Below are 26,517 nucleotides of genomic sequence, written 5' to 3' on the forward strand. Positions count from 1 at the left end.
ACTTAAAAGAAAGTCTCTTATCGAGGAAGATTATGAACAGTCCAATGTTTACCCGCACTTCAACTCAAGAAAGTGCTCTACAAACGAACAAAGTATTGCGTAATACTTACGCTCTACTTTCAATGACACTTTTATGGTCGGCAGTCGTTGCTGGCGTTGCAATGGCATTTAACCTTCCACATCCAGGTATCATCCTAATGCTGGTTGGTTTCTACGGCCTATTATTCTTAACAGAGAAAAACCGTAACAACAGTCTTGGCCTTGTGTTTACGTTCCTATTTACTGGCTTCTTAGGTTACACCGTTGGCCCTATTCTAAACATGTACATAGGTGCAGGCATGGGCGATATCGTATTAACCGCACTCGGTGGTACGGCACTATCTTTCATGGCAGCATCGGCATACGCACTAACAACGAAACGTGACCTATCGATGATGGGTGGCTTAATGCTATCACTATTTGTTGTGCTGGTTGTGGGCATGATTGCAAGCTTCTTTATTCAATCAACCCTCTTACACTTGGCGTTGAGCAGCTTGTTTATCATTTTCTCTACTATGGCGATCCTGATGACAACACAAAGCATTATTCGTGGCGGTGAAACAAACTACATCTCTGCGACAGTAACTTTGTATGTATCAATCTACAACATCTTCATCAGCCTACTAAGCATTCTAGGTATTATGAACGACGATTAATCGTTTCTCGTTAAGTAGAATAAAAAAGCCCGAAGGTAATTCCTTCGGGCTTTTTCTTTGTGTGCAATTCAGTGTATTACGCCTGCTCTACTGACAACTCGATAACTTCGTCAGCTTCTGGATTTTCTCTAAAGCGTCTCACTTTGATCGTTTCCTCTCCTAACATGATTTGCTTGGCGATTCGGTGCATACCGTCAAAAACACGATAGTCACTGGTTAAGATTACCGGATACGACAAATCAGCATTGTTGATTCGTCGGCAATGTTTTGCAATTTCACGGCAGGTTGGCTGTGGCCCTTCATGACTAAACCAAGTCACTTCATTTGGGCCTTTTATATCATCAATCGCAATTTCTTCTACAGGTAAGGATTCTGCAAGTTGCCAAATTCGCTCGATGGACCAAGTGGATTTTACATTGTCATTAATCTCAATGTAACGTTGTTTCGACATGACTAACTCCTTGTCATCATTGTTGTTTCTAACCTGAATACAGGCTTTTCATCAATCAAAGAGAATATCGGTCTATGAAAACAAACACAACGTTGTCAGCTATTCATTCACCCATAAAATCCCATAATCAGACAAGTAGCCAAGAAAAAACCAAAACAAAAATGAATAAGCCTGGATATCCATGCAATTTCGTTGGTACTCACACCGTAAAATTTCTAACAAACTGAATAGTTTCTTATTTATTTGAATAAAAGAGCATTTATATCAAAGTGCCTAGCTCAGTCAAAAACACTCACCATTTTGTACGCTTTTGCTTCGCTCGATACGACTTCGAGATTCTTTTGTTGAGAACATTCTCGGCTGTCGCTAATCTATAAACATCCATGTTTACTTAACGGATAAAACGTTATGTTCGTTTACAACGGCAAAGAAATTGAAACGGATGCTCAAGGCTACTTATTGGATCATACTCAATGGGAAGAAGGTATGATTGAGCTTTTAGCAAAAGAAGAAGACATCGAGCTTACGGATGCTCATTTGGAAGTTGTGCATTTTGTGCGAGACTTTTATGAAGAGTTTAATACCTCCCCTGCAGTGCGTATGCTTGTGAAAGCGATGGAAAAAGCGCACGGCCCAGAAAAAGGTAACAGTAAGTATCTATTCAAGCTGTTTAAAAAGGGGCCAGCCAAACAAGCAACCAAATTAGCCGGCCTACCAAAGCCAGCTAAATGCTTGTAGATTCATAAAATTTTAAAACCGCGTAACGGCTTATACGACGCAGGTTCCTGCATCACATGCTCTACTGTTGCCGTTCGCGGTCCTTCTTGTAACCATTCCGAAAACGCAACTATTTGCGCGTCTGTTCCACACGCCATCACTTCAACATCGCCATTGTTTAGGTTCTTCGCATAACCTGTTAACCCTAGCTTCAATCCTTGATGGGAAGTATGGTAACGAAAGCCGACGCCTTGAACGTGACCTTTTACTATAAATCTCTCACACTTTACGTTCATCTTTGTACCGCTTCTTTTTACTGAGTGATATATTCTTTTCGTCTATTCACCCCACTAAGGATAGTGGGTTTTTGCACGGTTATTATAATTATGAAAGAAATTCCATTCCGCTGGATTGATAAGTATCTCATTCACTTAAAGATTCAAGAAAAGTTCTATTTGCTCTTCGTTCTCCCTCTTCTTGCTTTAGTCATTCTCACTCTCGTCCTTAATAGCGCGGCTAATACACTGATCTCAAGTATGTACCAAGAAGAGCTCATGCTTATGAAAGGTCTGATAGAGGCAGGCAACCTTTCTCAATCTCAAGTAGCAAGCCTCATCGCTGGTTCAGAAACCGTTTCTATTGGCTCTGGTTCGCAATCCGTGTCTGTTTTAAATGGTACGTACAGTTTGGTTGCGAACCATGAACTTTCTTTATGGGCTGCCCTATCAACGACTCAAGTAAGCATTATCTGTGTGAGCTTGTTTATTCTCGCTCTTGGCGTTTACTACATCATGACGTTTATTGGCGGCGCGATGTTCACGATGAACAAAGCATTAAACACTCTTGCGGGTGGCGACTTAACTGCGAGAATGAACTTCTTCCCTGTTCGCGACGAGTTTAGTGAAATTGCTATTACGATAGACAAAGTTGCAGAACGAGAGCAACAAATGGTGCTGTCGATTCAAGAGTCTGTGGCGTTAATGCAACAAATTAGCTCAGACCTGAATCAATCGATTCATCACAGTTCAGATATTTCAGCGACTCAGCAGGAACACCTCAACTCTCTTGCGAGTGCAACTGAACAGATGGCATCAACGATTCGAGAAGTCGCGACACTAGCTCACGATTCAAGCACGCAAACCGATGATGCGCGAAACGTGGCTCAGTCTGGACAAGTGAAAGTTGAGAATACGCTTCACTCGATTTCGAACCTTTCTAATGAGATTCAATCTGCGTCTCAAGCCGTTGCCGAGTTAGATGCCAATGCAGCACAAATTGATGAAGTCGTGACAACCATCAATGGGATCTCCGAGCAAACCAACCTACTTGCTCTGAACGCGGCTATTGAAGCTGCACGTGCTGGAGAACAAGGTCGTGGATTTGCGGTCGTTGCGGATGAGGTTCGCGCTCTTGCGGGACGCACTCAGCAAGCGACAGTTGAAATCCAAACGATGATTGAATCATTACAGCGTAACAGCCAGTCGCTTACTAAGCTGATGGAAGTGACAGTTAATAATGCAAATGAGGGACAAAACCTCATGACGGAAGTGAATCACGAAATCGGCTCTTTGGCAGATAAAAATCAAACTATCTCCGACAGTAGCATTCAAATTGCAACAGCAGCTGAAGAGCAAGGTGTAGTCGCGGACAATATCGCCTCAAGCGTTGAAGAGATTCGAGTTCAAGCAGATAACGTGTGCAATATGATAAGCACGACTTCACAAAACGTTGATCAACTGCGTAAGCAAAGCGACACCATGGAAACACTACTTACTGGACTTAAAGCATAGCAACGGAATCTGTTACAGCAAATTCAAATAAAAGGGTCACTTTAGTGACCTTTTTTGTATTTAAAAGTCACTACAATGTACTGGATTGCCGAGGGATATTGCTTTTACCATTCACATCCCGGACAATACGCCCCTTTCAAAATTCAACAAGAGCTAATGAAATGACAGCTGCTATCTATTTGGTTAAAGGTCGTGAGAAATCGGTCAAGCGCAAGCACCCTTGGATCTTCTCTCGAGGCATCAACAAAGTTGAGGGCGAACCTGCTCTTGGCGAAACGGTTGATGTATTCACTCACGACGGTAAATGGCTAGCTAAGGCGGCATATTCGCCAGCTTCACAAATTCGTGCTCGTATTTGGAGTTTTGATAAAGAAGAAATCGACACCGCGTTTTTCGTTAAACGACTTAAAGACGCACAACTTCTTCGTGAAGACATTATCGAACGTGATGGCCTTACGGGTTATCGCCTTATCGCAGCAGAGTCTGACGGCTTACCAGGCGTTACGATCGACCGTTACCAAAATTTCTTTGTGTGCCAACTTCTCAGTGCTGGCGCAGAACACAATAAGCAGGCTATTGTTGACGCTCTGGTTGAGTGCTTCCCTGATTGTAATGTGTACGAGCGCTCTGACGTGGCCGTTCGTAAAAAAGAAGGTTTAAAAGAGATCACGGGCGTCTTGCACGGCGAAGAGCCACCTAAATCGGTCGTCATCGAAGAAAATGGCGTAAAGATTAGTGTAGATATCGTTGGCGGACACAAAACAGGTTTCTACCTAGATCAACGTGATAGTCGCCAGCAAGCGATGAAATATATGAAAGGCAAAGAAGTTCTTAACTGCTTCTCTTACACTGGTGGCTTCGGACTTTACGCTCTAAAAGGTGATGCAAAGCGTGTGATTAACGCTGACGTGTCACAACCTGCTTTAGATACCGCAAAATTCAACGCAGAACTAAACGAGTTTGATATTTCGAAGAAGCGTGCCGTCTTCCTAAATGCAGACGTGTTTAAGCTGCTTCGTGAGTATCGTGATCAAGGAACTCAGTTCGATGTTGTGATCATGGACCCACCGAAGTTCGCAGAGAGCAAAGCACAACTAAACGGCGCATGTCGTGGTTACAAAGACATCAACATGCTAGCAATGCAAATTCTAAAACCGGGCGGCACGCTACTGACCTACTCGTGCTCTGGCTTGATGGATCAAGTTCTGTTCCAGAAAATCATCGCTGATGCAGCCGTAGACGCTAACCGCCAAGTAAAGTTTGTGGAGCGTTTTGAGCAAGCCGCTGACCACCCAACCGATACAGCATATCCAGAAGGCTTCTACTTAAAAGGTTTTGCATGTAAAGTGCTTTAGGCTACGAATAAGTAAGACAAAGCAGAAGAAAAGGGCCTACTGGCCCTTTTTCATTATGGCTCTAAGTTAACCTTAGTTAGTGCGGATAACACATCTCTCTCAAAGTCCGCATTTCCCACGATTAAATCACTAAACTCTGTCGCCCCGTTTTCTATTACGATAGTTTGAATTGAGTTTCCATCGTTATGGGTTATTTCTAGAGATAAGTCATCGCCATCAATGTTCAAGTCAATACTATTAAGAAGTTCTTCTATCGTATTGTGCCCTGCATCTTCAACTACTTCACTCAGATCTAAGGTGTCCAAATCTCTCTCAAAACCTCTAATTAGATCTGTTCCTGTATCCAAGGAGTCGTTGACCCATTTAAAGACATCTGCCTCGTTATCATTACCGATCAAGATGTCATGACTTACATCTACTTCAGCTTCAATAATATTTGCAGAGCCATTACTTGAAGCATTTACTCCTCCGTTTTCATCAATAATGAATTGCAGGGTATTCTCACTTTGATCGCCATCGTTATCCGTCAATACATAATCGAAGTCTAACGTTTCAACTGTATCACCCACCGCACCATAAAATGCATACGCACCATCGTTTAGGTCGATTTCCAGAGTATGTTTGCTGTCGATATAGATAGTAAGCTGCATCGTTGTGTCGTCAAATGCATGCGAAATACCATCGTTATTGTCAGTTACTATTAGGTCTGAACCATCAAACGAATAAGTGACACCGTCATGTTCTATTTCGCTAATATAACCACCATCTGCACCAATACCTGTATCTGGAGAAGTGGTATACATCAAGTTCCCCCCAACAGGTTGAATCACTGACTGCAACATAACCGGAGGTAATTGAGTTACGTCAGGAACCACAACACCATCAAGGTCTTGATTCAAAAAGCCATCATATGCTACGCGATCTAATTGCTCCGGCATAAGATTAACGCCCATACCATACGCTAGGGCTGTTATCTGATTATCAGGATCGGTTAGGTGATCAATCCAACTCTGCTCGCGAGCGTCGTTTATAAATGATGACGCAGGGTTTGGCTGACCATCTGACAAGAAGTAACTAACATTCGACGCACTGGTTAACTTACCTACATCATCCCATGACTGTTTTGCTTCATTTAGCGCGTTGTTATAGTTAGTCGCGCCACCCGCAGTTAGCGTCTCAATATACGCTTTGGCATCCTCGACCGTCAGCCACGTCGCAGCACCTATAGCGTAAGTGGATGCTGTACTGCTATAAGTAATAATTTGAACTCGCGTTTGACCGATAGACTCATATTGATTCAATAACTGAGTTGCCGAATCTTTCATTATCTGCAAGCGATTATCCGTTCGCATAGAACCCGAGACATCCATTATGAGCTGAACGTTGGCACTTTCTTTAGTTTCTGCAACTACATCGTGAATAATAGATGCAGAATCTGGTGAGTCATCTTCCACAATAACGTTGACCGTTGTGGAGTTAGTAAGACCACGAGCATTCGAGACAAGCACAGGCACCTCAATATTTAAGGTGTCTTCTCCAGATGGGTTGGAGTGATCAATCGGACCAAGAAGCTCCGTAGATACCACTCCAGTATCATTGACTGATATTTTGATAACCTCTTCACCGTTCGCTGAACCGATAAGCATTTGGTCGTTATTTGATAACGTCCACGTTACAGAGATACCGTTACTAGTAAGAGCTGTAGATGGTTCACTGAGCGTAACAGAATCAACGGTTTGACCCAGCGTCAATTGTTCTACATCAGTACTCGAGTCAGTTGTGTCATCAAAGCCGTTTAGAGCAGAGTCATCAGCAATGGCGTTGCTTAAGCCTTCCTCAGAAACGTTTAGTGTTACACCTTCTACAATTGGTGGGGCGTAAGGGTTGACAGAAAAGTACCCCGTTTTACTGTCGCCATCATTATCAGTAATAGTGTAGTTAAAATCGATATCCCCATCGCCATAAGGTGAGGTCAAAGGCAAGTATTGGAAGAACTCCCACTTTCCAGTGCTAGGTGTAAGTTGAACTTCGAATGCAAGCTCTCCATCAGCCTCTGCAATCAGTCTATTAGAGTTTTGTGGATCGACGTATATCAACACGTCTTTACCATCTAGAGTCTCTAAACCAGCCTCACCTCCATTTAAAACTATAGAACCAGGGCCATCAGCTCCATATACAGCACCGAGGTTCCCATCCGCACTAGCAATTGGCACGCCAGAGTACGCACCTGTAAAGGTTATTGATTTAACGGTAAAGTCACTGTTGTCTTCAGTATCCGGGCCATTGCCATTACTGGTCGCCTCGAGGATGATTTTATCAAAGCCTCCCTGTTGAACATTGAAATTTGCCGCGTAATCACCACTGCTTGCGTCAGAGCTGAACGATTGCTGAGCAATTAATACACCATCTCTATAAAAAGATGCGATTCCTTTCTCAAGTTCACCACCAAACATTTTCTCAAATTCTATTTCTGCTCCGTAAGCAACTTTATTGCCTAAGTCTATGATTAACTGCTCTGATACACCCTCATTACCCGCGAATCGATAATCGACTTCGTTTTCTAATTGGAAGCCGTTGTTACCAGAACTTTTAACGCCAATCCCTTCTGATGATTGATTGATTTCAGCTGTTCCCAGCATCACAGATTCGTCAGACACAAAACCGTTTGCAGTAACAACAACATCCCCAAATGTTCGACTGGTTGCGTCTGCCTCACTTCCTGCAAAATCTATGCGCCCTGTCAGAACGTTAGGTGCACCAGTAAGCGACACATCGACGGGTTGAACAACCACAGGCACGTATGGGCAATCATCTTCAACGGCCACATTTAAGCTTTGAGATGTTGTTGTTTGTCCATCACTTACAGAAATCTGTAAATCAAAGTTGATGATGTCTTCCACATCATTAACAGGATGATCAAGTGGCTCAAACAGAGTAATAGTATAGTCCCAAGAGCCTTGACCTGAAGCTGAAGGCTCGCTCAGCACAACAGTAGCAACAACGCTCAGGTGAGCAGTTTTCGCAGTCAGCGTTTGAGTACTGTTGTCCCACGTCCACGATATAGGCTCCCCTCCTGATGTTAGGTTGTTAGGACCTGCCAATACCACTGAAACATTCGCCGTGTCTGGATCGGCAACTGTGAATGTTCCTGAGAAACTTGCGGAGTTAGTAGTGTCTGAAGGTGATCCTGTATTATCAGGGATACCATTAGCTAAACCTTCTTCCGAAACAACTGCATTCACAACATTTGAAATAGAAGGAGGAGCATCATTATCAATAATCGTTGCCGTACCCGTATCACTGCCTTGTACTGCGGCAATGCCGGTTACTGTCACACTGAAATCTTCAGGGCCTTCATAAACAGCATCATCAATGGCAGCGATACGCACATCAAACTCAGTTTGCCCTGCCGGCACGGTCACCACACCATCGTTTGGCACTGTCACCCAACCGCTTCCGGTGTTGTATTCCAAGGTACCTAAGTCACCGGCTTCGGTATCGCCTAAGTTGAGGCCAAGCTCGACTTGAACTGTAGACTCGGAGGCGTTCGACAACGTCACTTTGAAATTCGCTGTCTCACCCTCATTGATGGTGCCAGCGTCTGAAATAGTCACGCTTGGACGGTCATCATCCGGATCAGGGCCCGGACCCGTGCCATCGTCCACTATCGTTGCCGTACCCGTATCGCTGCCTTGTACTGCGGCAATGCCGGTTACTGTCACACTGAAATCTTCAGGACCTTCATAAACGGCGTCATCAATGGAAGCAATACGCACATCAAACTCAGTTTGCCCCGCTGGCACCGTTACCACGCCATCGTTTGGCACTGCCACCCAACCGCTCCCGGTGTTGTATTCTAGGGTGCCTAAGTCACCGGTTTCGGTGTCACCTAAGTTGAGGCCTAGCTCGACTTGTACTGTAGACTCGGAGGCGTTCGATAGCGTCACTTTGAAGTTCGCCGTATCCCCCTCATTGATGGTGCCAGCGTCTGAGATAGTCACGCTTGGACGGTCATCATCCGGATCAGGGCCCGGACCCGTGCCATCGTCCACGATCGTTGCCGTACCGGTATCGCTGCCTTGCACTGCGCCAATGCCAGTCACCGTCACACTGAAATCTTCAGGGCCTTCATAAACGGCGTCATCAATGGAAGCAATACGCACATCAAATTCGGTTTGCCCAGCTGGCACCGTTACCACGCCATCGTTTGGCACTGCAACCCAACCGGAGCCTGTGTTGTATTCTAAGGTGCCTAAGTCACCGACTTCGGTATCGCCGAGATTAAGACCCAACTCTACTTGCGTTTCCGCTTCAGACGCGTTCGATAGCGTCACTTTGAAGTTCGCCGTATCACCCTCATTAATGGTGCCAGCATCGGTAATAGTCACGCTTGGACGGTCATCATCCGGATCAGGTCCTGGACCCGTGCCGTCATCCACTATCGTTGCCGTACCGGTATCGCTACCTTGCACCGCCCCAATGCCAGTCACCGTCACGCTGAAATCTTCTGGGCCTTCGTACACCGCGTCATCAATGGAAGCAATACGCACATCAAACTCAGTTTGCCCCGCTGGCACCGTTACTACGCCATCGTTTGGCACTGCAACCCAACCGGAGCCTGTGTTGTATTCTAAGGTGCCTAAGTCTCCAACTTCGGTGTCACCTAAGTTCAGGCCTAGCTCGACTTGAACAGTGGACTCGGAGGCATTCGACAGCGTCACTTTGAAGTTCGCTGTCTCACCCTCATTAACCGTACCTGCATCACTCATCGTTACCGCTGGGCGATCATCATCAGGATTTGAGCCAGGTCCACTACCATCATCTAAAATAGTGGCAGTCCCAGTAACAGGTGTGCTTTGTTCTTCTGTCGTGCCAGAGAGCGTAAACGTTTCTGGGCCTTCAAATACAGAGTCGTCAATAGAGTCTATAGAGACCGTAAAGTCACTTTCACCCGGTGGGATCGAAATGGTAAAGGTTCCGCTTTCACCGACTGAAACTTCTTCTGTTGTACCATCAGAAAATGTTATGAGGACACGCTCATTGACGTAGTCACTCCCGTTCTCGTCAGCTGAGCCGCCTGTTGCGGTTCCATCAAGGAGAGAAAGAATGACATCAGTGTTGTCTTCAGTTGTTTGACTTAGAGTAATATCGAATACAACTTGGTCACCTTCGTTGATAGTCGGACTAGATATTTCTTGAACTAAGATAGTCGGTGGTACAGGGCCATTAATTACTCTGAAAAGATCCAACAAAGATAGTGCTTGAGTTGTAGATAGTCCGATTCCATCAATACCGACGGTCTCAAAATTCGTACTAGCCAACAATTCAGCGCCAGTACGATCTATTGCACCAGTATTTTGGGGGCTAGAACCACTTTCCTCACCTGCAGCTGGCTCAAAATCCTCACCAAGAGCAGTAGGGTCTTCTCCACTAGCGATAGCCTCGATTAGCGCAGTGACATCATCAGTAACGTTAATTGAACTACCTTGCGGTGTTACCTGTTGTACAATTAATTCTGATGTATCAGAAACTTCCTCAATAATTAATTCACCAGGCTGAGGTAGCTGACCACTTTCAAGACTTCTCAGGTTCCCATCAAGCCCTATAACCACGACATTGCTCATCAATGAACTTAACGCTACTCGATCCATGCTCTTCATCCTTGTATTAGTTTAATTAAAGGCTTGTTACTGCACTAAACACGTCTATAGTTTAGACAAAATATGAATTTTTCGTTTTATTCCAAGAGGATTTAGTTTTTTGAGAGTAATAAGGAAAATAACCGAAGAATTTGCCTTCATTTAAACCAGTTTCCGCTATGCTCTTAAGATAAAAAGGTTTTCTACGAAAAAATCGACCACTTACCAAGCAAGCTTTGCCTCGTATGCTAGAGTTTAGAGAGTAAGATTGTTGTTTTTTATTGAATTAAACATTTAAACATCAACAAGTTGATAATACGCACTAAGAAAATTCATTGTTTGTAACTTCTCGTCTCAAATATGAAACAGAATAAGAGCGACATGATTTTAGGAGAACTAACGTGAGATGGAATCGAGTACATATAGCCTGCTGTTGCTTAATAGTGTCTTCACCAGTTTTCGGTCAAACTCTAGAGCAAGCGGTTGCACAGACGCTACAAAATAACCCCGATATTAAGAGTGCATTTAACGAGTTTATGAGCCAGAAGTACATAAATGAAGCTTCATCAGGTGCTTACCTCCCCTCTGTTGATCTAGATGCTGGAATTGGATATGAAGGATTAGACCCGTCAGATGAAGTTGGTCGAGGAGACACGGATTACACTCGAAAGGAAGCTTCAGTGACACTGACCCAACTAATATGGGATGGTAGCGCTACATTAAATGATATTGATCGAACCGCAGCTGATGCTGAATCTGTTAGATTTCAACTCTTAGCAGATGCTTCAGATAAGGCACTTGAAGTGACTAAAGTGTACTTGGACGCTGTTAAAGCGTATGAAGTCCTAAAGCTTTCAGAAAACAACCTTGCTGTTCATAAAGATATTTACGATGACATTAAAAAACGAGTCAACTCGGGTATCGGCTCTACTGCTGACTTGACGCAGGTAGAAGCACGTTTGGCAAAAGCACACGGAAACTTAGCTGCTGCTCAAAATAACCTGTATGACTCTCACACGATGTTCACTCGTTTAGTCGGTCAAACACCACAAGGGTTAATCTTTCCGAGAGCGGACCAAAACTTTATCCCGTACACGGTTGATGAAGCGGTAGGCTTGGCATTTGAACTTCATCCCGTTATTCAAGTGGCGCTCGCAGACGTAGACTCGGCTAAGTTTCAATACAAACAGTCTAAAGGTGTTAATTACCCAACCATTTCAATTGAAGCTTCGCAAACATGGCGTGACGACGCTGATGGTTTAAAAGGTCGAAGTGATGAGACACTTGCCATGCTGCGTCTACGCTACAACCTATTCAATGGTGGCAGTGATGCAGCGAACTCAGAAAACTTTGCCTACCAGCTAAATAAAGCAAAAGACTTGCGTGAAGGTGCCTATCGCAATGTTGAAGAAGGGTTAAGGCTTTCTTGGAGTGCGCTTGATTTAACATTACAACAAAAAGAGTTTCTATCAGATCATGTAGACTCTGCGTCTGAAACCGTAATTGCTTACGAGAAGCAATATCGCATCGGTAAACGAACACTGCTTGATCTATTGAACACTGAAAACGAGCTCTTTGAGGCGCGTAAAGACTACTTAGATTCTAAATACGCAGAGCAGTACGCCAAATATCGAGTGATGAACGCAACTGGGCAACTGTTGAGTGCATTAAGGGTTGAAATGCCTAAAGAATGGCTAGAAGAAGTGGAGTATTAATTATGAAACACATAGCTTTTATTACACTCTCATTAATGCTCTCCGCATGCAGTTCATCAGATCGTGGTGATGAATATGATTACATAGATACCCCAATTGCCGATCAGTGGGCTGATCATATAGATGATGACTCTGACGGAGTCATTAACGAGCGAGATTTGTGCCCGGGTACACCTTTGGGTGCCGAAATAGACAACGACGGTTGCGGTTCGTACGTTGACTCCTCACAAGAAATGCAAATTCGAGTACTATTTGCGAACGATTCCGATGTGATCAACCCTATCTTTACGCAACAAATTCTTGAACTATCCGACTTTTTGAAAGAGTACCCGAACACGTCTATAGAGATTCAAGGTTATGCTAGTCGCACTGGTACTGCAGAACATAATCTTGACTTATCTAAGCGCCGCGCTGAAAACGTTAGAAAAGAGCTCATGAAGAACGGCATTAGTGGAGATAGAGTTACCATTGTCGGCTATGGAGACACAGTACTTGCGACACAAGGTACAGACCAAGTTAGTCACGCATTGAACCGTCGAGTAACCGCAACAGTGATTGGCCACAAGGGTGAAGTGAAGAAAGAATGGACCGTTTTCACAACACTTCCAAAAAGCTAGCACAACAATAAACAGACCGTAAAAATAAAAGGTCTAGCAAATTGCTAGACCTTTTTGATTTTAAATTTGACTACAGTTTAGCGCTACTACATGTCTTTGTACTGAGCTTCTAAACTCGCAATTAAGCTTTGAGTCACATCATCAACACTTGCACCGTCAAAATGGATGTCCAATGTCGAGCTCCCTTTTGTAATACTCAGGTTTGCCTCAGATCCCCCGTCTGGTGCCACTTCTACATGATACTCTCCGACATCACCAGTATGATCACCTGATTGAAGATCATTAAGAAGCTCTCCAATTTCATCTTTAGATAAGTCGTCAAACAGATCTGAGAAGTCTAGAGCGTCTTCATTTTTATTGAAGTCAGTGACAGTATCAACATCGTTAGTGACTTCACTCCACTTAAAGATGTCGGCCCCTTCTGACCCTGTTAAAGTATCACTACCTAAACCACCAATCAGAATATCATCCCCTTCACCGCCAACGAGTATGTCGTTGCCACCATGACCAAATAGTAAGTCATCACCAGCGCCGCCATATAAATTATCCGATTTATCTCCTTGGTGAGTTTGGTTGAATTCTTCCAAGTTATTTCTAACGTACTCATGTATATCTTCGCCGTCAACGGTAGACACATCCTGACCCGTTTGCTGCGCCACATGTGATTGAATCGCACTTAAGCCTTGTTCATTACCACCAAACTCAATTAAGTCACCTAACAAGATATCGTTACCTTCACCTCCTTGAATAGTGTCTGAACCTTGTTTGAGAGGTACATCTTGACCCAATATCGTTTCAGCAAGCTTAGTAACATCAATATCTGACTCTACCACACCATCAGTGTCATACTGCTTGAGTGTATGTTCATCAACGCCACTCCCAAGACCTATCGCTTCTATAGAGGACAATGCCGCTAGTACTTGATACATGTGTTGAGCTTGTGTCGAGCTATTCCCTTCATCGTAATAACGGATAGAGCCATAATATCTGTCGATATCGCCAAGGATTCTTCCTGTTAGCGGTGAATAAACCTTACCGTAACTATCTATAACGACATCACCTTTGTAGGTAACTGTTTGTCCGTATGAGTAATTGTTTTTACTCGCAATATCTTGCAGGGTAACAAGCTTGCCAGAATTATCGACGTCCAAAATCACTTTCGAGAATTCACTCGGTGCTACACCATAGAGGTATGTTGCTCTATTTGGTTGACCATCCGTAACAAAGTACGTGATATTTTGGCCATTAGGGTTAGGTTGACTGCTGAACCATTCAACGGCCGACTGTAAGCCCGCCTCATAGTTTGTGCCGCCAGAACCCTCATCATCAATTACACGATTCAACTCTTCTACAAACTCTTTTCTTGCTGTAAGAGAACTCAAGTCAACAGAAATCACCGCTGATGCACTTGAAGCAAATTCACTAAGGTGAATATTCACTGTCCCTGGCTTCTCTCCTTGATTTACCGCACTTAACAGCTCATCAAACACATCTAGCACTTCTTGCTTCGCAGTTCCTACCCAGTTACCCATGCTCCCTGAAGTGTCCAGAACAAATGCGATGTTGTAGTCCTGACCTGCAATGATCTCCAATCCTTGAACATCACCAACAATAATATCGTGATCGTCACTACCCGTTATCTGATCATTCCCATGCGATCCCGACTCCAACACATAGTCACGAGCTGTAAGCTCAACGGATTCAGTTGTTGAAGCTGCGTCATTATTTGATCCTTCAACAGACGTAGCAGTAACGCTTAGCGGGAACTCTAAGCTGCCTTCATAATCGAATGGCACTCTGATATCCAGGGAAAGCTTACCATCTGTACCAAGAGTGACAGGGTAATCTCCATTTGAATCTTGCTTAATTGCGACCCCATCAACATACACGTCAACACCGTCTGGTAGATCTTGTACAAGAGCAGTCTGCGCTAAATCCTCACTTCCATCGACATCAACTAGATCAACATCCACATCGACCGAAATCCAGCGATCTTGAAGCACTTCATAAGTGCCATCAGGTTTCAAATCAACAATTTTGTCTGCAAAAACAACGCGTTCAATTTCATATAAATGATCACCTCGGTCATCACTACCTGTATGATCGTTTACCGAATCGATAGAACGACTATCTAATAAAATCCAATATGGAACTTTACCTCCATGATCGTCTTTGAAGGTCATTTTGTAGTCATCAAAGTTCCCTGTTAAGTAGACTGTATCTTTACCATCATGCAGAGTAAGACTGGTCGCGTCATCACCATAAAACGTATCATTGTTACCACCGCCAACAAATACGTCATCGCCACCGCCACCATAGAATACATCGTTGAAATCTGTCCCAACAAACAAGCTGTCGGTGTCACTTAAGTCAGTATTGACTCCCAACACAACACCAGCGTGTGTATTAATTTTAGGTACTGCATTATCCAACCCAAGGTTGGCTGCGACAGCCTCATTTTCGGTATTGGTATTATTTATTGCCGATGTAGCTAAGTGATGGTTTGGATCAATAGCATCTCGTTTAACTAAGTCGCCAACATTGATCGTGATCGTAGGTGCATCTGCGATAGCAACAACATTGATATCAAGTGTATTTGTTACGCCAGTATTTGTGGTATAGCTAATTAATGGAACGTCACCTGACCAATGCTCAGCAGGTTCAAATATGTAACTACCATCTCGGTTTACTAGTAACGTACCACTAGTCAAAGAAACACTTTCGCCTACCTCGTAATCAGCACCATCGATAGTAAGATGATCTACCATCAGAATATTGTCGCCGTCAGAGTCATTAAGCAATACATTCCCTTGTAGAGTATTGTCTTCTATGGTTTCGCCCAAATCACTTTCCGTTTCCGTCGGTAAGTTCTCATGTACTACAACATTGATCGCCAAGTTAGATTCTGCTGAATCACCATTCGAGCTTTCTGTACTCGTTGCAGTCAAATTGATAGTGAAGTCATCATGGGAGCCCGCAGGTGGAGTCACAGTAAGTGCATCTAATGCCCAACTTGTCACGTCCAGTTCTTCATCAATAGTTGCGACAGTAATAGAACTATTTCCATCTGAAAGGATCGCACCTACAGGTAAGCCAGTTAGCGTGACTTTAAGTGATTCAGAGCCATCTGTATCATTTAAGCTTGCTTTAATTTCAGAGAGCGGTATCGCTGTATCTTGTAACCCTTCGTTCAGCTGGTATGTTTCGTAAAACGCAACACCATTAACTTCTTGTAGTTCAGACGTTCTGATATCAGTTGCTTCTAGTGCACTTTCATCACTAACTACGTAAAGACTACTATTGCTCAGGTTGACAGGCGCTTGTCCATTAATGGATACATCCACATTAAAGTTACCCGGACCACTTTGGTTATGGTGATAAATTTCAATTGGATAAAAGCCAGATACCGAAGGGGTAAAGCTAGCTCCCTTAATATCACCACTGTCGCTCCCCCAACGAGCTTGATCAAGTAACGTACCACCCAACTTGATTGCAAGGCTATCATCGGCTTGACCGACAAAGTCGTAACTCGAGCCAGCTTCGAGATAAACAAGAGATGTGACTAGAACGGCCTCATTTGCCAAGGTTGCATGAGTCCCTAAATCTTCCACATTTGCCCAACTCAATCGAGTACCATCGGCTTCATTAAGAGCGTTGATCGCTGAGATTAGAGTCTCTCCATTGACCCCCATACCATCACTAGAACCAACTTGAACATTACTCCATGTCGTAACGTTAAACTCTTGTTGAGGCAATGAGTTTAATGGCGTCACTGCAATTAAGTTCGGTTTGTCAGCTACAGGGTTCACGTCTATTGTCAGTGTCGACTCTTGACCAGAGCTCTGCCCATCTGTCGGTTTAAAACCAATTTGAGCGTAACTAGATTCCTGATCTCCGACTTGATTTCCGCCGAAGCTGTCACTGCCTGATTCATTTAATTCAGGTACAAAACGAACACCGTTTTCCTCAAAAAGCGATTTATCGAGGACTTGATCGATTTGTACAGACTGCCAATCGCCTTGCGAATCTCTGTACTCTAATGAGCCATCGCTAGGAAGCGTTGTAATTTGGACGGATAGATCTGATACATCAGAGTCCACATCGCTAATACCGAATGATGACCAATCAAGCATCACTTGAGTATCTTCATTCATCTCAACCACTGAAGGCGAAGATTCAGGAGCATCATTCACATTTACCAGAGAAACATTTACCTCGGCAGTATCAATCCCGCCAGTTCCATCGATAACCTCAACCTGAAGCGTATAATCGCCCAAGTCAACATCATCGATTGTCTTGTTCAATGAAATCTCTCCACTTGTCGGGTCGATATCAAAAATACCATTAGTGCTCGAGCCATCTGCAAAGCGGTATACAAGCACGTCATTATCGTGATCTTCAGCAACGACCGTGCCGATAACGGCCCCACTCACCGTGTTTTCGTTAACTGACCCGAAGTCGTAAACATCATCATTTGGTTTGTCACCAGCACTATCGCCGCCAGAAATAAACTCTGGAGCGTGCTGAGCATCTATAATAGAGACTGTTGCTTCATTCGAGTCACTTGCAAGCGTCGAATCTGCACCAACCGTATCAATTAGAGTCACGGTTAGGTTTTCAAGATCTTCGTAAATACCATCATCGAGAGTTTTTATATCAATCGGCGCCGACGTTTTACCCGCTGGAATCGTGACTGTGTACGTACTTGGAGCAATATAATCTTTGTCATCAACATTCCCTCCGATTGTGAATGTTACCAGTACATCTTCATCTGCTTTTTGGTCAATGTTGACGATAAATTTTGCATCACTACCTTCATCAACTGAGGATTGATCTGAGCTAATAGTCACTTTCGGTGCACTTTGGGCATCAACGATCACAACACTTGCGCTGTTATTTGAAGCAATGCTCGCATCAGCGCCATCAACCTCTTTAATGGTTACTGTGAAAGATTCTGCGCCCTCATAAATACCATCGGTGACCGTCAGTAAGTCAAGAGCAGCTGAAGATTGACCCGCAGGAACTTCAACACTCAGAACGCCAACAAAATCTTTTCCATCTTGGGCCACGCCACTATATTCGACATGAACCGTAACACTCTCATCTGCAACTTTATCAAGTGTCAGCGTAAAGCCTGCCGTTTCACCTTCATTTACGCTATTTTGATCGGCACTAATACTAACTAAAGGTGCAGGATCAGAATCCACAATATTTGCGTTACCAGTTGCAATACCATTACTGGTGACACTACCGATTTCCGTAACCGTAAGACCAAAGCTCTCATCACCTTCATGGACATTATCTAGTTTGGTCGGGACTGCGACTTTAATTTCAGCGACACCTGGAGGTATAGTAACGTCTCCATTAGGCGCTATATCTAATGTTTGAGTTTGACCATGAGTATCCACATAGGTCACTACCATAGTGCCTAGATCAACATCTTCCGCAGTATAGCTATCATTTGTTGTTGACTTCAGATTGACGACAACGGCCTCTTGAACAGGGTTAGAGAGTAAAACGGTAAATATTGCGTCAGTTCCTTCAATGACATCGCCGGCATCTACTACGCTAAGTTTTGTACTGTCATTATCAAGAACTGTTGCCGTCCCCGTTTCACCGCCGATCTCAAGAACGATCGTTTCGCTGCTTTCCACAACCAAGTCATCAATAGTCGGAATCGATATTTCGAAGCTACTTATACCTGCAGGAACAATCAAGTAACCACCTAAGAAAACAACACCATTTGTATAGGTTGCATTTGATAGATTTACGTCATTCTTATCAACTGAAGAACCTTGAGCAAGCATATCAACTTGGTACTTAACGGCAGTGCTAGTGGTTTCATTTAGAACAACCGAGAACGTGACATTGTCACCCTCAGTCACGCTATCACCGACCACAGACAGGCTTGGCCCATTTTCAGCAATATTACCATCTAGCATTTCATTAACGATATTGACTGTAGATGGATCGCTAACGCCATTTTCAGAGTCGACTGCCACATATCCAAAGCTGTCTTCGGCAGGTACACCTTCTACATAACGTAACTCCCAGTTCCCTTCATTTTTCGTAGAAAAATCTAACTGAGTAATGACCGAACCTTCAGGAAGAGCTAGATCTTTCCCATAACCAACGCTTGTTTCTTGGAATAGCATGAAGTTGCCTTCAGGCTTCAAAAACTCGAACGTTTGAGTCTGTTGGACATTATTTGAATCTAAGTATGTAACCGTAATAAGTGCTGCGTTGTCATCACCGTAATCAAACAATCCACCTAATCCATCTAAGCCAAGGTTTACGCTGCCCACAGGATTATTAGACAAATCGATCGTAATCGTTTCACCTTTCTCAATACCCTGCCCATCATTGTCAGCGATACCATTGCCGATGTGTGACACCTGGCGGTTGTACTGCGCAAGCTCACCGCTATCAGAAGAAATGGTGATAGAAGCTCCATTTGCTAAATGCTCAGTACGGGAGTGTGATGGACCTCCGTCCTCACTTAGCCCCCAATTATTGAAATCTGTTGTAGACTCGGAACTATTTGGTGTATCTGGGCGATCCTTGATACCTAATAAGAAACCCACATTATCAGCTTCATAGTAAAGGCTGTCTTTGTCATAAAGCGTATCGCTTACTTCTTTAATTTCGTGCAACTCACCATCACTATCTTTAAAGAACAACGTACCTGAGGTTGGCAGTTCAGTAATTCGGACATGTAGATCGTTGCCTTTTAAGTCGTCTTCAACATCCGCGATATGATCTTGAGAGTCACCGTGACCCAGAGGCTTCGTATCGGTATCAAACACAACGTGCGTAAGCTGATCATCGGCCACATGCGTAAAGTCTTCACTGTCAGGTTTGTCGTTTACTGGCGTGACATCGACGTTAACAATGGTGGATTCACTGACACCACCGGAGGTGACGATGTAGGTGAAGCTGTCTGCCCCGTGGAAGTTGTCGTTTGGCGTGTAAGTGACGCTGCCGTCCGGGTTGACCGAGACCGTGCCGTTGGCTGGACCGTTATTGCTATCGAGCGACACCACTTTGTCGTCGCCTTCGAACGTGTCGTTACCTAAAACCTTGATGATGGTTGGTGTGTCTTCCACAACCGTCGCGCGGTCAGATTCAATATCTGCCACAGGCGCCACTGTGAAGTTCACCGTTTGGCTAACGCTTTCACCGCTTGGATCGGTGGCAGTAAAGGTCAACGCTTCAGAGCCGTTCCAGTCCGCAGTTGGGCTAATGGTCGCGATGCCATTTTCAATCGACACCAACACGTTGCTGTTGCCGGACACTGAGAAGTTCAATGCGGAGTCGCTGTCTTTAAATGCGTCGTTTAAATCAATCGTGTAGATCGTAAAATCTTCTGCTAACACTTGATCTGAAATCACATTGTCGACTGTTGGTGCATCGTTAACGCGATTCACAATCAAACTATCACTGTCGCTAACCGTTGGATTAACACCATCCGATACTGATGCGCTGATCGTTAGGTCTTTAAGGTTGAGTTCGTCGTTGTTAACCGCGTCAACACCCGCTTGAGTCAGTTTGACTTCATCGCCAACTAGCGCAAAGTAGCCGTTTGAGTTGTTTTCTAAAGAAACGGTTAATTGCTCTTCTGGCGTGTCGATATCAGCGACTTCCAACGTTGCCACTACCGTATCGGTATTCACTGCATCTTCAGTGATACTTTCTACAGCATCGACCTTGATCGTTGGCGCATCGTTTACTGGGTTAACGGTAACAGCTACTTTCGCTTGGTCAGTCAGCGAACCATCAGTGATGGTGTAAGTGATTTCGGCGTCACCATGGAAGTTCTCAGCCGGTGTGAAGACCAGTTTGCCATCAACGATCTCAACTGTGCCTTGTGTTTCAGGTACGGAAGCCGATTCAATCGACAGCTTATCACCATCAATATCGGTGTCGTTTGGCAGGACATCAATCGTCACTGGCGTGTCTTCGTCAGTGACAGCGGTATCATCTTTTGCCACTGGCGCGTCATTCACTGGCGTGACATCGATGTTCACCGTGGTGAATTCCGATACCCCACCGGAGGTAACGATGTACGTGAAGCTGTCTGTACCGTGGAAGTTGTCGTTTGGCGTGTAAGTGACGCTGCCGTCCGGGTTGACCGAGACCGTGCCGTTCGCTGGACCGTTATTGCTATCCAGCGACACCACTTTGTCGTCGCCTTCGAACGTGTCGTTACCTAAAACCTTAATGATGGTCGGCGTGTCTTCCACAACCGTCGCGTTGTCTGCCACGATGTCCGCCACAGGCGCTACCGTGAAGTTCACCGTTTGGCTAACGCTTTCGCCGCTTGGATCGGTGGCAGTAAACGTCAACGCTTCTGAGCCGTTCCAGTCTGCCGTTGGGCTAATAGTCGCAATGCCATTTTCTATTGAGACATTGACATTACTGTTGCCAGAAACGCTGAAGCTCAGATCGCCATCCACGTTATCCACGTCGCTGAACGCGGTATTTAGATCGATGCTGTATGGCGTAAAGTCTTCTGCCAAGGCTTGGTCTGCGATGCTACTTTCAACCACAGGCGTGTCATTCACCGCATTCACGGTGACGTTGACCGTCGCTTGGTCGGTCAGCGAACCATCGGTGATGGTGTAAGTGATTTCAGCATCACCATGGAAGTTCTCGGCCGGTGTAAACACCAGTTTGCCGTCAACAATCTCGACTGTGCCTTGGTCACTCGGCACAGACGCCGATTGGATAGACAGCTTATCGCCATCAATGTCGGTGTCGTTTGGCAGAACATCAATTGTCACTGGCGTGTCTTCGTCAGTAACAGCTGTATCATCTTTTGCCACTGGCGCGTCATTCACTGGTGTGACATCGACGTTCACCGTGGTGGACTCCGATACCCCACCGGAGGTGACGATGTACGTGAAGCTGTCTGTACCGTGGAAGTTGTCGTTTGGCGTGTAAGTGACGCTGCCGTCCGGGTTGACCGAGACCGTTCCGTTCGCTGGTCCATTGTTGGTATCCAGCGACACCACTTTATCGTCGCCTTCGAACGTGTCGTTACCTAAGACCTTGATGATGGTTGCCGTGTCTTCCACAACCGTCGCGTTGTCTGCCACGATGTCCGCCACAGGCGCTACCGTGAAGTTCACCGTTTGGCTGACGCTTTCACCGCTTGGATCGGTAGCAGTAAAGGTTAACGCTTCTGAGCCGTTCCAGTCTGCGGTTGGAGTGAACGTAGCAATACCATTGACGATCGCCACTTGAATGTTGCTGTTGCCAGAGACACTAAACGTTAACTCACCATCGGCGTTATCCACATCACTGAAAGCGGTATTTAGATCGATGCTGTATGGCGTGAAATCTTCCGCCAAGGTTTGGTCTACAATGTTGCTCTCAACCACAGGTGTGTCGTTCACCGCATTCACGGTGACGTTAACCGTCGCTTGGTCGGTCAGTGAACCATCGGTGACGGTGTAAGTGATTTCGGCATCACCATTGAAGTTCTCAGCTGGTGTGAAGACCAATTTGCCGTCAACAATCTCGACTGTCCCTTGCTCACTCGGCACAGACGCCGAATCAATGCTTAACGTATCACCATCGATGTCAGTATCGTTTGGCAAGACATCAATCGTCACTGGCGTGTCTTCATCAGTAACAGCGGTATCATCTTTTGCCACTGGCGCATCATTCACTGGTGTGACATCGACGTTCACCGTGGTGGACTCCGATACCCCACCGGAGGTGACGATGTAGGTGAAGCTGTCTGCCCCGTGGTAGTTGTCGTTTGGCGTGTAAGTGACGCTGCCATCCGGGTTGACCGAGACCGTGCCGTTGGCTGGACCGTGATTGGTATCCAGCGACACCACTTTGTCGTCGCCTTCAAACGTGTCGTTACCTAAGACCTTAATGATGGTCGGCGTGTCTTCCACAACCGTCGCTTTATCTGCCACGATGTCCGCCACTGGCGCTACCGTGAAGCTCACCGTTTGGCTAACGCTCTCGCCGCTTGGATCGGTAGCCGTAAAGGTTAACGCTTCTGAGCCGTTCCAGTCTGCGGTTGGAGTGAACGTAGCAATACCGTTGACGATCGCCACTTGAATGTTGCTATTGCCAGAGACACTGAAGCTCAACTCGCCATCCACGTTATCCACATCACTGAAAGCGGTATTCAGATCGATGGTGTATGGCGTAAAGTCTTCCGCCAAGGTTTGGTCTGCAATGTTGCTTTCAACCACAGGCGTGTCGTTCACCGCATTCACGGTGACGTTGACCGTCGCTTGGTCAGTCAGTGCACCATCGCTAACGGTGTAAGTGATTTCAGCGTCACCATGGAAGTTCTCAGCCGGTGTGAAGACCAGTTTGCCATCAACGATCTCAACTGTGCCTTGTGTTTCAGGTACGGAAGCCGATTCAATCGACAGCTTATCACCATCAATATCGGTGTCGTTTGGCAGGACATCAATCGTCACTGGCGTGTCTTCGTCAGTAACGGCGTTGTCATTGGTCGCCACTGGCGCGTCATTCACTGGCGTGACATCGATGTTCACCGTGGTGGACTCCGATACCCCACCGGAGGTAACGATGTAGGTAAAGCTGTCTGCACCGTGGTAGTTGTCGTTTGGCGTGTAAGTGACGCTGCCATCCGGGTTGACCGAGACCGTGCCGTTCGCTGGACCGTGATTGGTATCCAGCGACACCACTTTGTCATTGCCTTCGAACGTGTCGTTATCTAAGACCTTAATGATGGTTGGCGTATCTTCCACAACCGTCGCTTTATCTGCCACGATGTCCGCCACTGGCGCAACTGTGAAGTTCACCGTTTGGCTAACGCTCTCGCCGCTTGGATCGGTAGCCGTAAACGTTAGGTTTTCTGAGCCGTTCCAGTCTGCCGTTGGGCTAATAGTCGCAATGCCATTTTCTATTGAGACATTGACATTACTGTTGCCTGAGACGCTAAACGTTAACTCACTATCAACGTTATCCACATCACTGAAGGCAGTATTTAGATCGATGCTGTATGGCGTAAAATCTTCCGCCAAGGTTTGGTCTGCAATGTTGCTTTCAACCACAGGCGTGTCGTTCACCGCATTCACGGTGACGTTGACCGTCGCTTGGTCAGTCAGTGCACCATCGCTAACGGTGTAAGTGATTTCAGCGTCACCATGGAAGTTCTCAGCCGGTGTGAAGACCAGTTTGCCATCAACGATCTCAACTGTGCCTTGTGTTTCAGGTACGGAAGCCGATTCAATCGACAGCTTATCGCCATCAATATCGGTGTCGTTTGGCAGAACATCAATTGTCACTGGCGTGTCTTCGTCAGTAACAGCTGTATCATCTTTTGCCACTGGCGCGTCATTCACTGGTGTGACATCGACGTTCACCGTGGTGGACTCCGATACCCCACCGGAGGTGACGATGTACGTGAAGCTGTCTGTACCGTGGAAGTTGTCGTTTGGCGTGTAAGTGACGCTGCCGTCCGGGTTGACCGAGACCGTTCCGTTCGCTGGTCCATTGTTGGTATCCAGCGACACCACTTTGTCGTCGCCTTCGAACGTGTCGTTACCTAAGACCTTGATGATGGTTGGCGTGTCTTCCACGACCGTTGCTTTATCTGCCACGATGTCCGCCACAGGCGCAACTGTGAAGTTCACCGTTTGGCTAACGCTTTCACCGCTTGGATCGGTAGCAGTAAAGGTCAATGCTTCTGAGCCGTTCCAGTCCGCGGTTGGAGTGAACGTAGCAATGCCATTGACGACCGCCACTTGAATGTTGCTGTTGCCGGAGACGCTGAAGGTCAGATCGCCATCCACGTTATCTACATCGCTGAAAGCGGTATTCAGATCGATGCTGTATGGCGTGAAATCTTCCGCCAAGGTTTGGTCTGCAATGTTGCTTTCAACCACAGGCGTGTCGTTCACCGCATTCACGGTGACGTTGACCGTGGCTTGGTCAGTCAGCGAACCATCGGTGATGGTATAAGTGATTTCGGCATCACCATGGAAGTTCTCGGCCGGTGTGAACACCAGTTTGCCGTCAACAATCTCGACTGTCCCTTGCTCACTCGGCACAGATGCCGAGTCAATCGACAGCTTATCGCCATCAATATCGGTGTCGTTTGGCAGAACATCAATTGTCACTGACGTGTCTTCGTCAGTAACAGCGGTATCATCTTTTGCCACTGGCGCATCGTTGACTGGTGTGACATCGACGTTCACCGTGGTGGACTCCGATACCCCACCGGAGGTGACGATGTAGGTGAAGCTGTCTGTACCGTGGTAGTTGTCATTCGGCGTGTAGGTCACGCTGCCATCCGGGTTGACCGAGACCGTGCCGTTAGCTGGTCCATTGTTGGTATCCAGCGACACCACTTTGTCGTCGCCTTCGAACGTGTCGTTACCTAAAACCTTAATGATGGTTGGCATGTCTTCCACGACCGTCGCTTTGTCTGCCACGATGTCCGCCACTGGCGCAACCGTAAAGTTCACCGTTTGGCTAACGCTTTCGCCGCTTGGATCGGTGGCCGTAAAGGTCAGCGCTTCTGAGCCGTTCCAGTCCGCGGTTGGAGTGAACGTAGCAATGCCATTGACGACCGCCACTTGAATGTTGCTGTTGCCGGAGACGCTGAAGGTCAGATCGCCATCCACGTTATCTACATCGCTGAAAGCGGTATTCAGATCGATGCTGTATGGCGTGAAATCTTCCGCCAAGGTTTGGTCTGCAATGTTGCTTTCAACCACAGGCGTGTCGTTCACCGCATTCACGGTGACGTTAACCGTCGCTTGGTCGGTCAGTGCACCATCGGTCACGGTGTAAGTGATTTCAGCATCACCATGGAAGTTCTCGGCCGGTGTGAACACCAGTTTGCCGTCAACAATCTCGACTTTACCTTGGTCACTCGGCACAGACGCCGAATCAATGCTTAACGTATCGCCATCAATATCGGTGTCGTTTGGCAGGACATCAATCGTCACTGGCGTGTCTTCGTCAGTAACAGCGGTATCATCTTTTGCCACTGGCGCGTCATTCACTGGCGTGACATCGACGTTCACCGTGGTGGACTCCGATACCCCGCCCGATGTAACGATGTACGTGAAGCTGTCTGTACCGTGGAAGTTGTCGTTTGGCGTGTAAGTGACGCTGCCGTCCGGGTTGACCGAGACCGTTCCGTTCGCTGGTCCATTGTTGGTATCCAGCGACACCACTTTATCGTCGCCTTCGAACGTGTCGTTACCTAAGACCTTGATGATGGTTGGCGTGTCTTCCACAACCGTCGCTTTGTCTGCCACGATGTCCGCCACAGGCGCTACTGTGAAGTTCACCGTTTGGCTGACGCTTTCACCGCTTGGATCGGTAGCAGTAAAGGTTAATGCTTCTGAGCCGTTCCAGTCTGCGGTTGGAGTGAACGTAGCAATACCATTGACAATCGCCACTTGAATGTTGCTATTACCAGAGACGCTAAACGTTAACTCACCATCCACATTATCCACATCGCTGAAAGCGGTATTTAGATCGATGCTGTATGGCGTAAAGTCTTCCGCCAAGGCTTGGTCTGCAAT

10 protein-coding genes are annotated in these 26,517 nt (G+C 45.9%); 6 read left to right on the forward strand and 4 right to left on the reverse strand.

Going from position 1 to position 26,517, the window contains the following annotated elements; translation table 11 throughout:
• Nucleotides 1-32: 32 nt before the first annotated feature.
• Nucleotides 33-695 (forward strand): Bax inhibitor-1/YccA family protein, encoded by a 663-nt coding sequence (locus tag R7P72_RS07545; protein ID WP_025766607.1) that lies wholly within the window; start codon nt 33-35, stop codon nt 693-695.
• Nucleotides 696-771: 76 nt separating this feature from the next.
• Here the strand turns inward: R7P72_RS07545 and R7P72_RS07550 are convergent, their stop codons facing one another.
• Nucleotides 772-1,146, reverse strand: a complete 375-nt coding sequence (locus tag R7P72_RS07550) for a chromosome partitioning protein ParB (RefSeq protein WP_025766606.1) — start codon at nt 1,144-1,146, stop codon at nt 772-774.
• Nucleotides 1,147-1,554: 408 nt separating this feature from the next.
• Here R7P72_RS07550 and R7P72_RS07555 point away from each other — a divergent pair, with 408 nt between their 5' ends.
• A complete protein-coding gene (locus R7P72_RS07555; protein ID WP_005377396.1) occupies nt 1,555-1,884 on the forward strand; it encodes a TusE/DsrC/DsvC family sulfur relay protein in 330 nt (109 codons plus the stop codon).
• Nucleotides 1,885-1,886: 2 nt separating this feature from the next.
• On the opposite strand, the gene yccX is transcribed toward R7P72_RS07555, so the two are convergent.
• A complete protein-coding gene (yccX, locus tag R7P72_RS07560; RefSeq protein ID WP_017634611.1) occupies nt 1,887-2,159 on the reverse strand; it encodes an acylphosphatase in 273 nt (90 codons plus the stop codon).
• Nucleotides 2,160-2,249: 90 nt separating this feature from the next.
• On the opposite strand from yccX, the gene R7P72_RS07565 reads away from it, so the two are divergent.
• Nucleotides 2,250-3,653, forward strand: a complete 1,404-nt coding sequence (locus tag R7P72_RS07565) for a methyl-accepting chemotaxis protein (RefSeq protein WP_054730265.1) — start codon at nt 2,250-2,252, stop codon at nt 3,651-3,653.
• Nucleotides 3,654-3,814: 161 nt separating this feature from the next.
• Nucleotides 3,815-5,008 carry a class I SAM-dependent methyltransferase gene (locus R7P72_RS07570; protein WP_054574168.1) on the forward strand — a complete coding sequence of 398 codons (1,194 nt, stop codon included), beginning with the start codon at nt 3,815-3,817 and terminating at the stop codon, nt 5,006-5,008.
• Between the two features lie 53 nt (nt 5,009-5,061).
• Here the strand turns inward: R7P72_RS07570 and R7P72_RS07575 are convergent, their stop codons facing one another.
• Nucleotides 5,062-10,659 carry a Calx-beta domain-containing protein gene (locus R7P72_RS07575; RefSeq protein WP_318110406.1) on the reverse strand — a complete coding sequence of 1,866 codons (5,598 nt, stop codon included), beginning with the start codon at nt 10,657-10,659 and terminating at the stop codon, nt 5,062-5,064.
• A gap of 389 nt (nt 10,660-11,048) precedes the next feature.
• Between R7P72_RS07575 and R7P72_RS07580 the strand changes: the two genes are divergently transcribed.
• Nucleotides 11,049-12,362, forward strand: coding sequence for a TolC family outer membrane protein (locus tag R7P72_RS07580; RefSeq protein ID WP_021707835.1), 1,314 nt, complete (start codon nt 11,049-11,051; stop codon nt 12,360-12,362).
• 2 nt (nt 12,363-12,364) lie between these two features.
• Nucleotides 12,365-12,979 carry an OmpA family protein gene (locus R7P72_RS07585; RefSeq protein WP_005377363.1) on the forward strand — a complete coding sequence of 205 codons (615 nt, stop codon included), beginning with the start codon at nt 12,365-12,367 and terminating at the stop codon, nt 12,977-12,979.
• Nucleotides 12,980-13,065: 86 nt separating this feature from the next.
• On the opposite strand, the gene R7P72_RS07590 is transcribed toward R7P72_RS07585, so the two are convergent.
• Nucleotides 13,066-26,517, reverse strand: a 13,452-nt coding sequence (locus tag R7P72_RS07590) for a tandem-95 repeat protein (RefSeq protein WP_411912897.1), incomplete at its 5' end; no start/stop codon positions are given.

It is taken from the genome of Vibrio sp. Vb0888, from assembly GCF_033338835.1.
Lineage (GTDB): Bacteria > Pseudomonadota > Gammaproteobacteria > Enterobacterales > Vibrionaceae > Vibrio > Vibrio alginolyticus.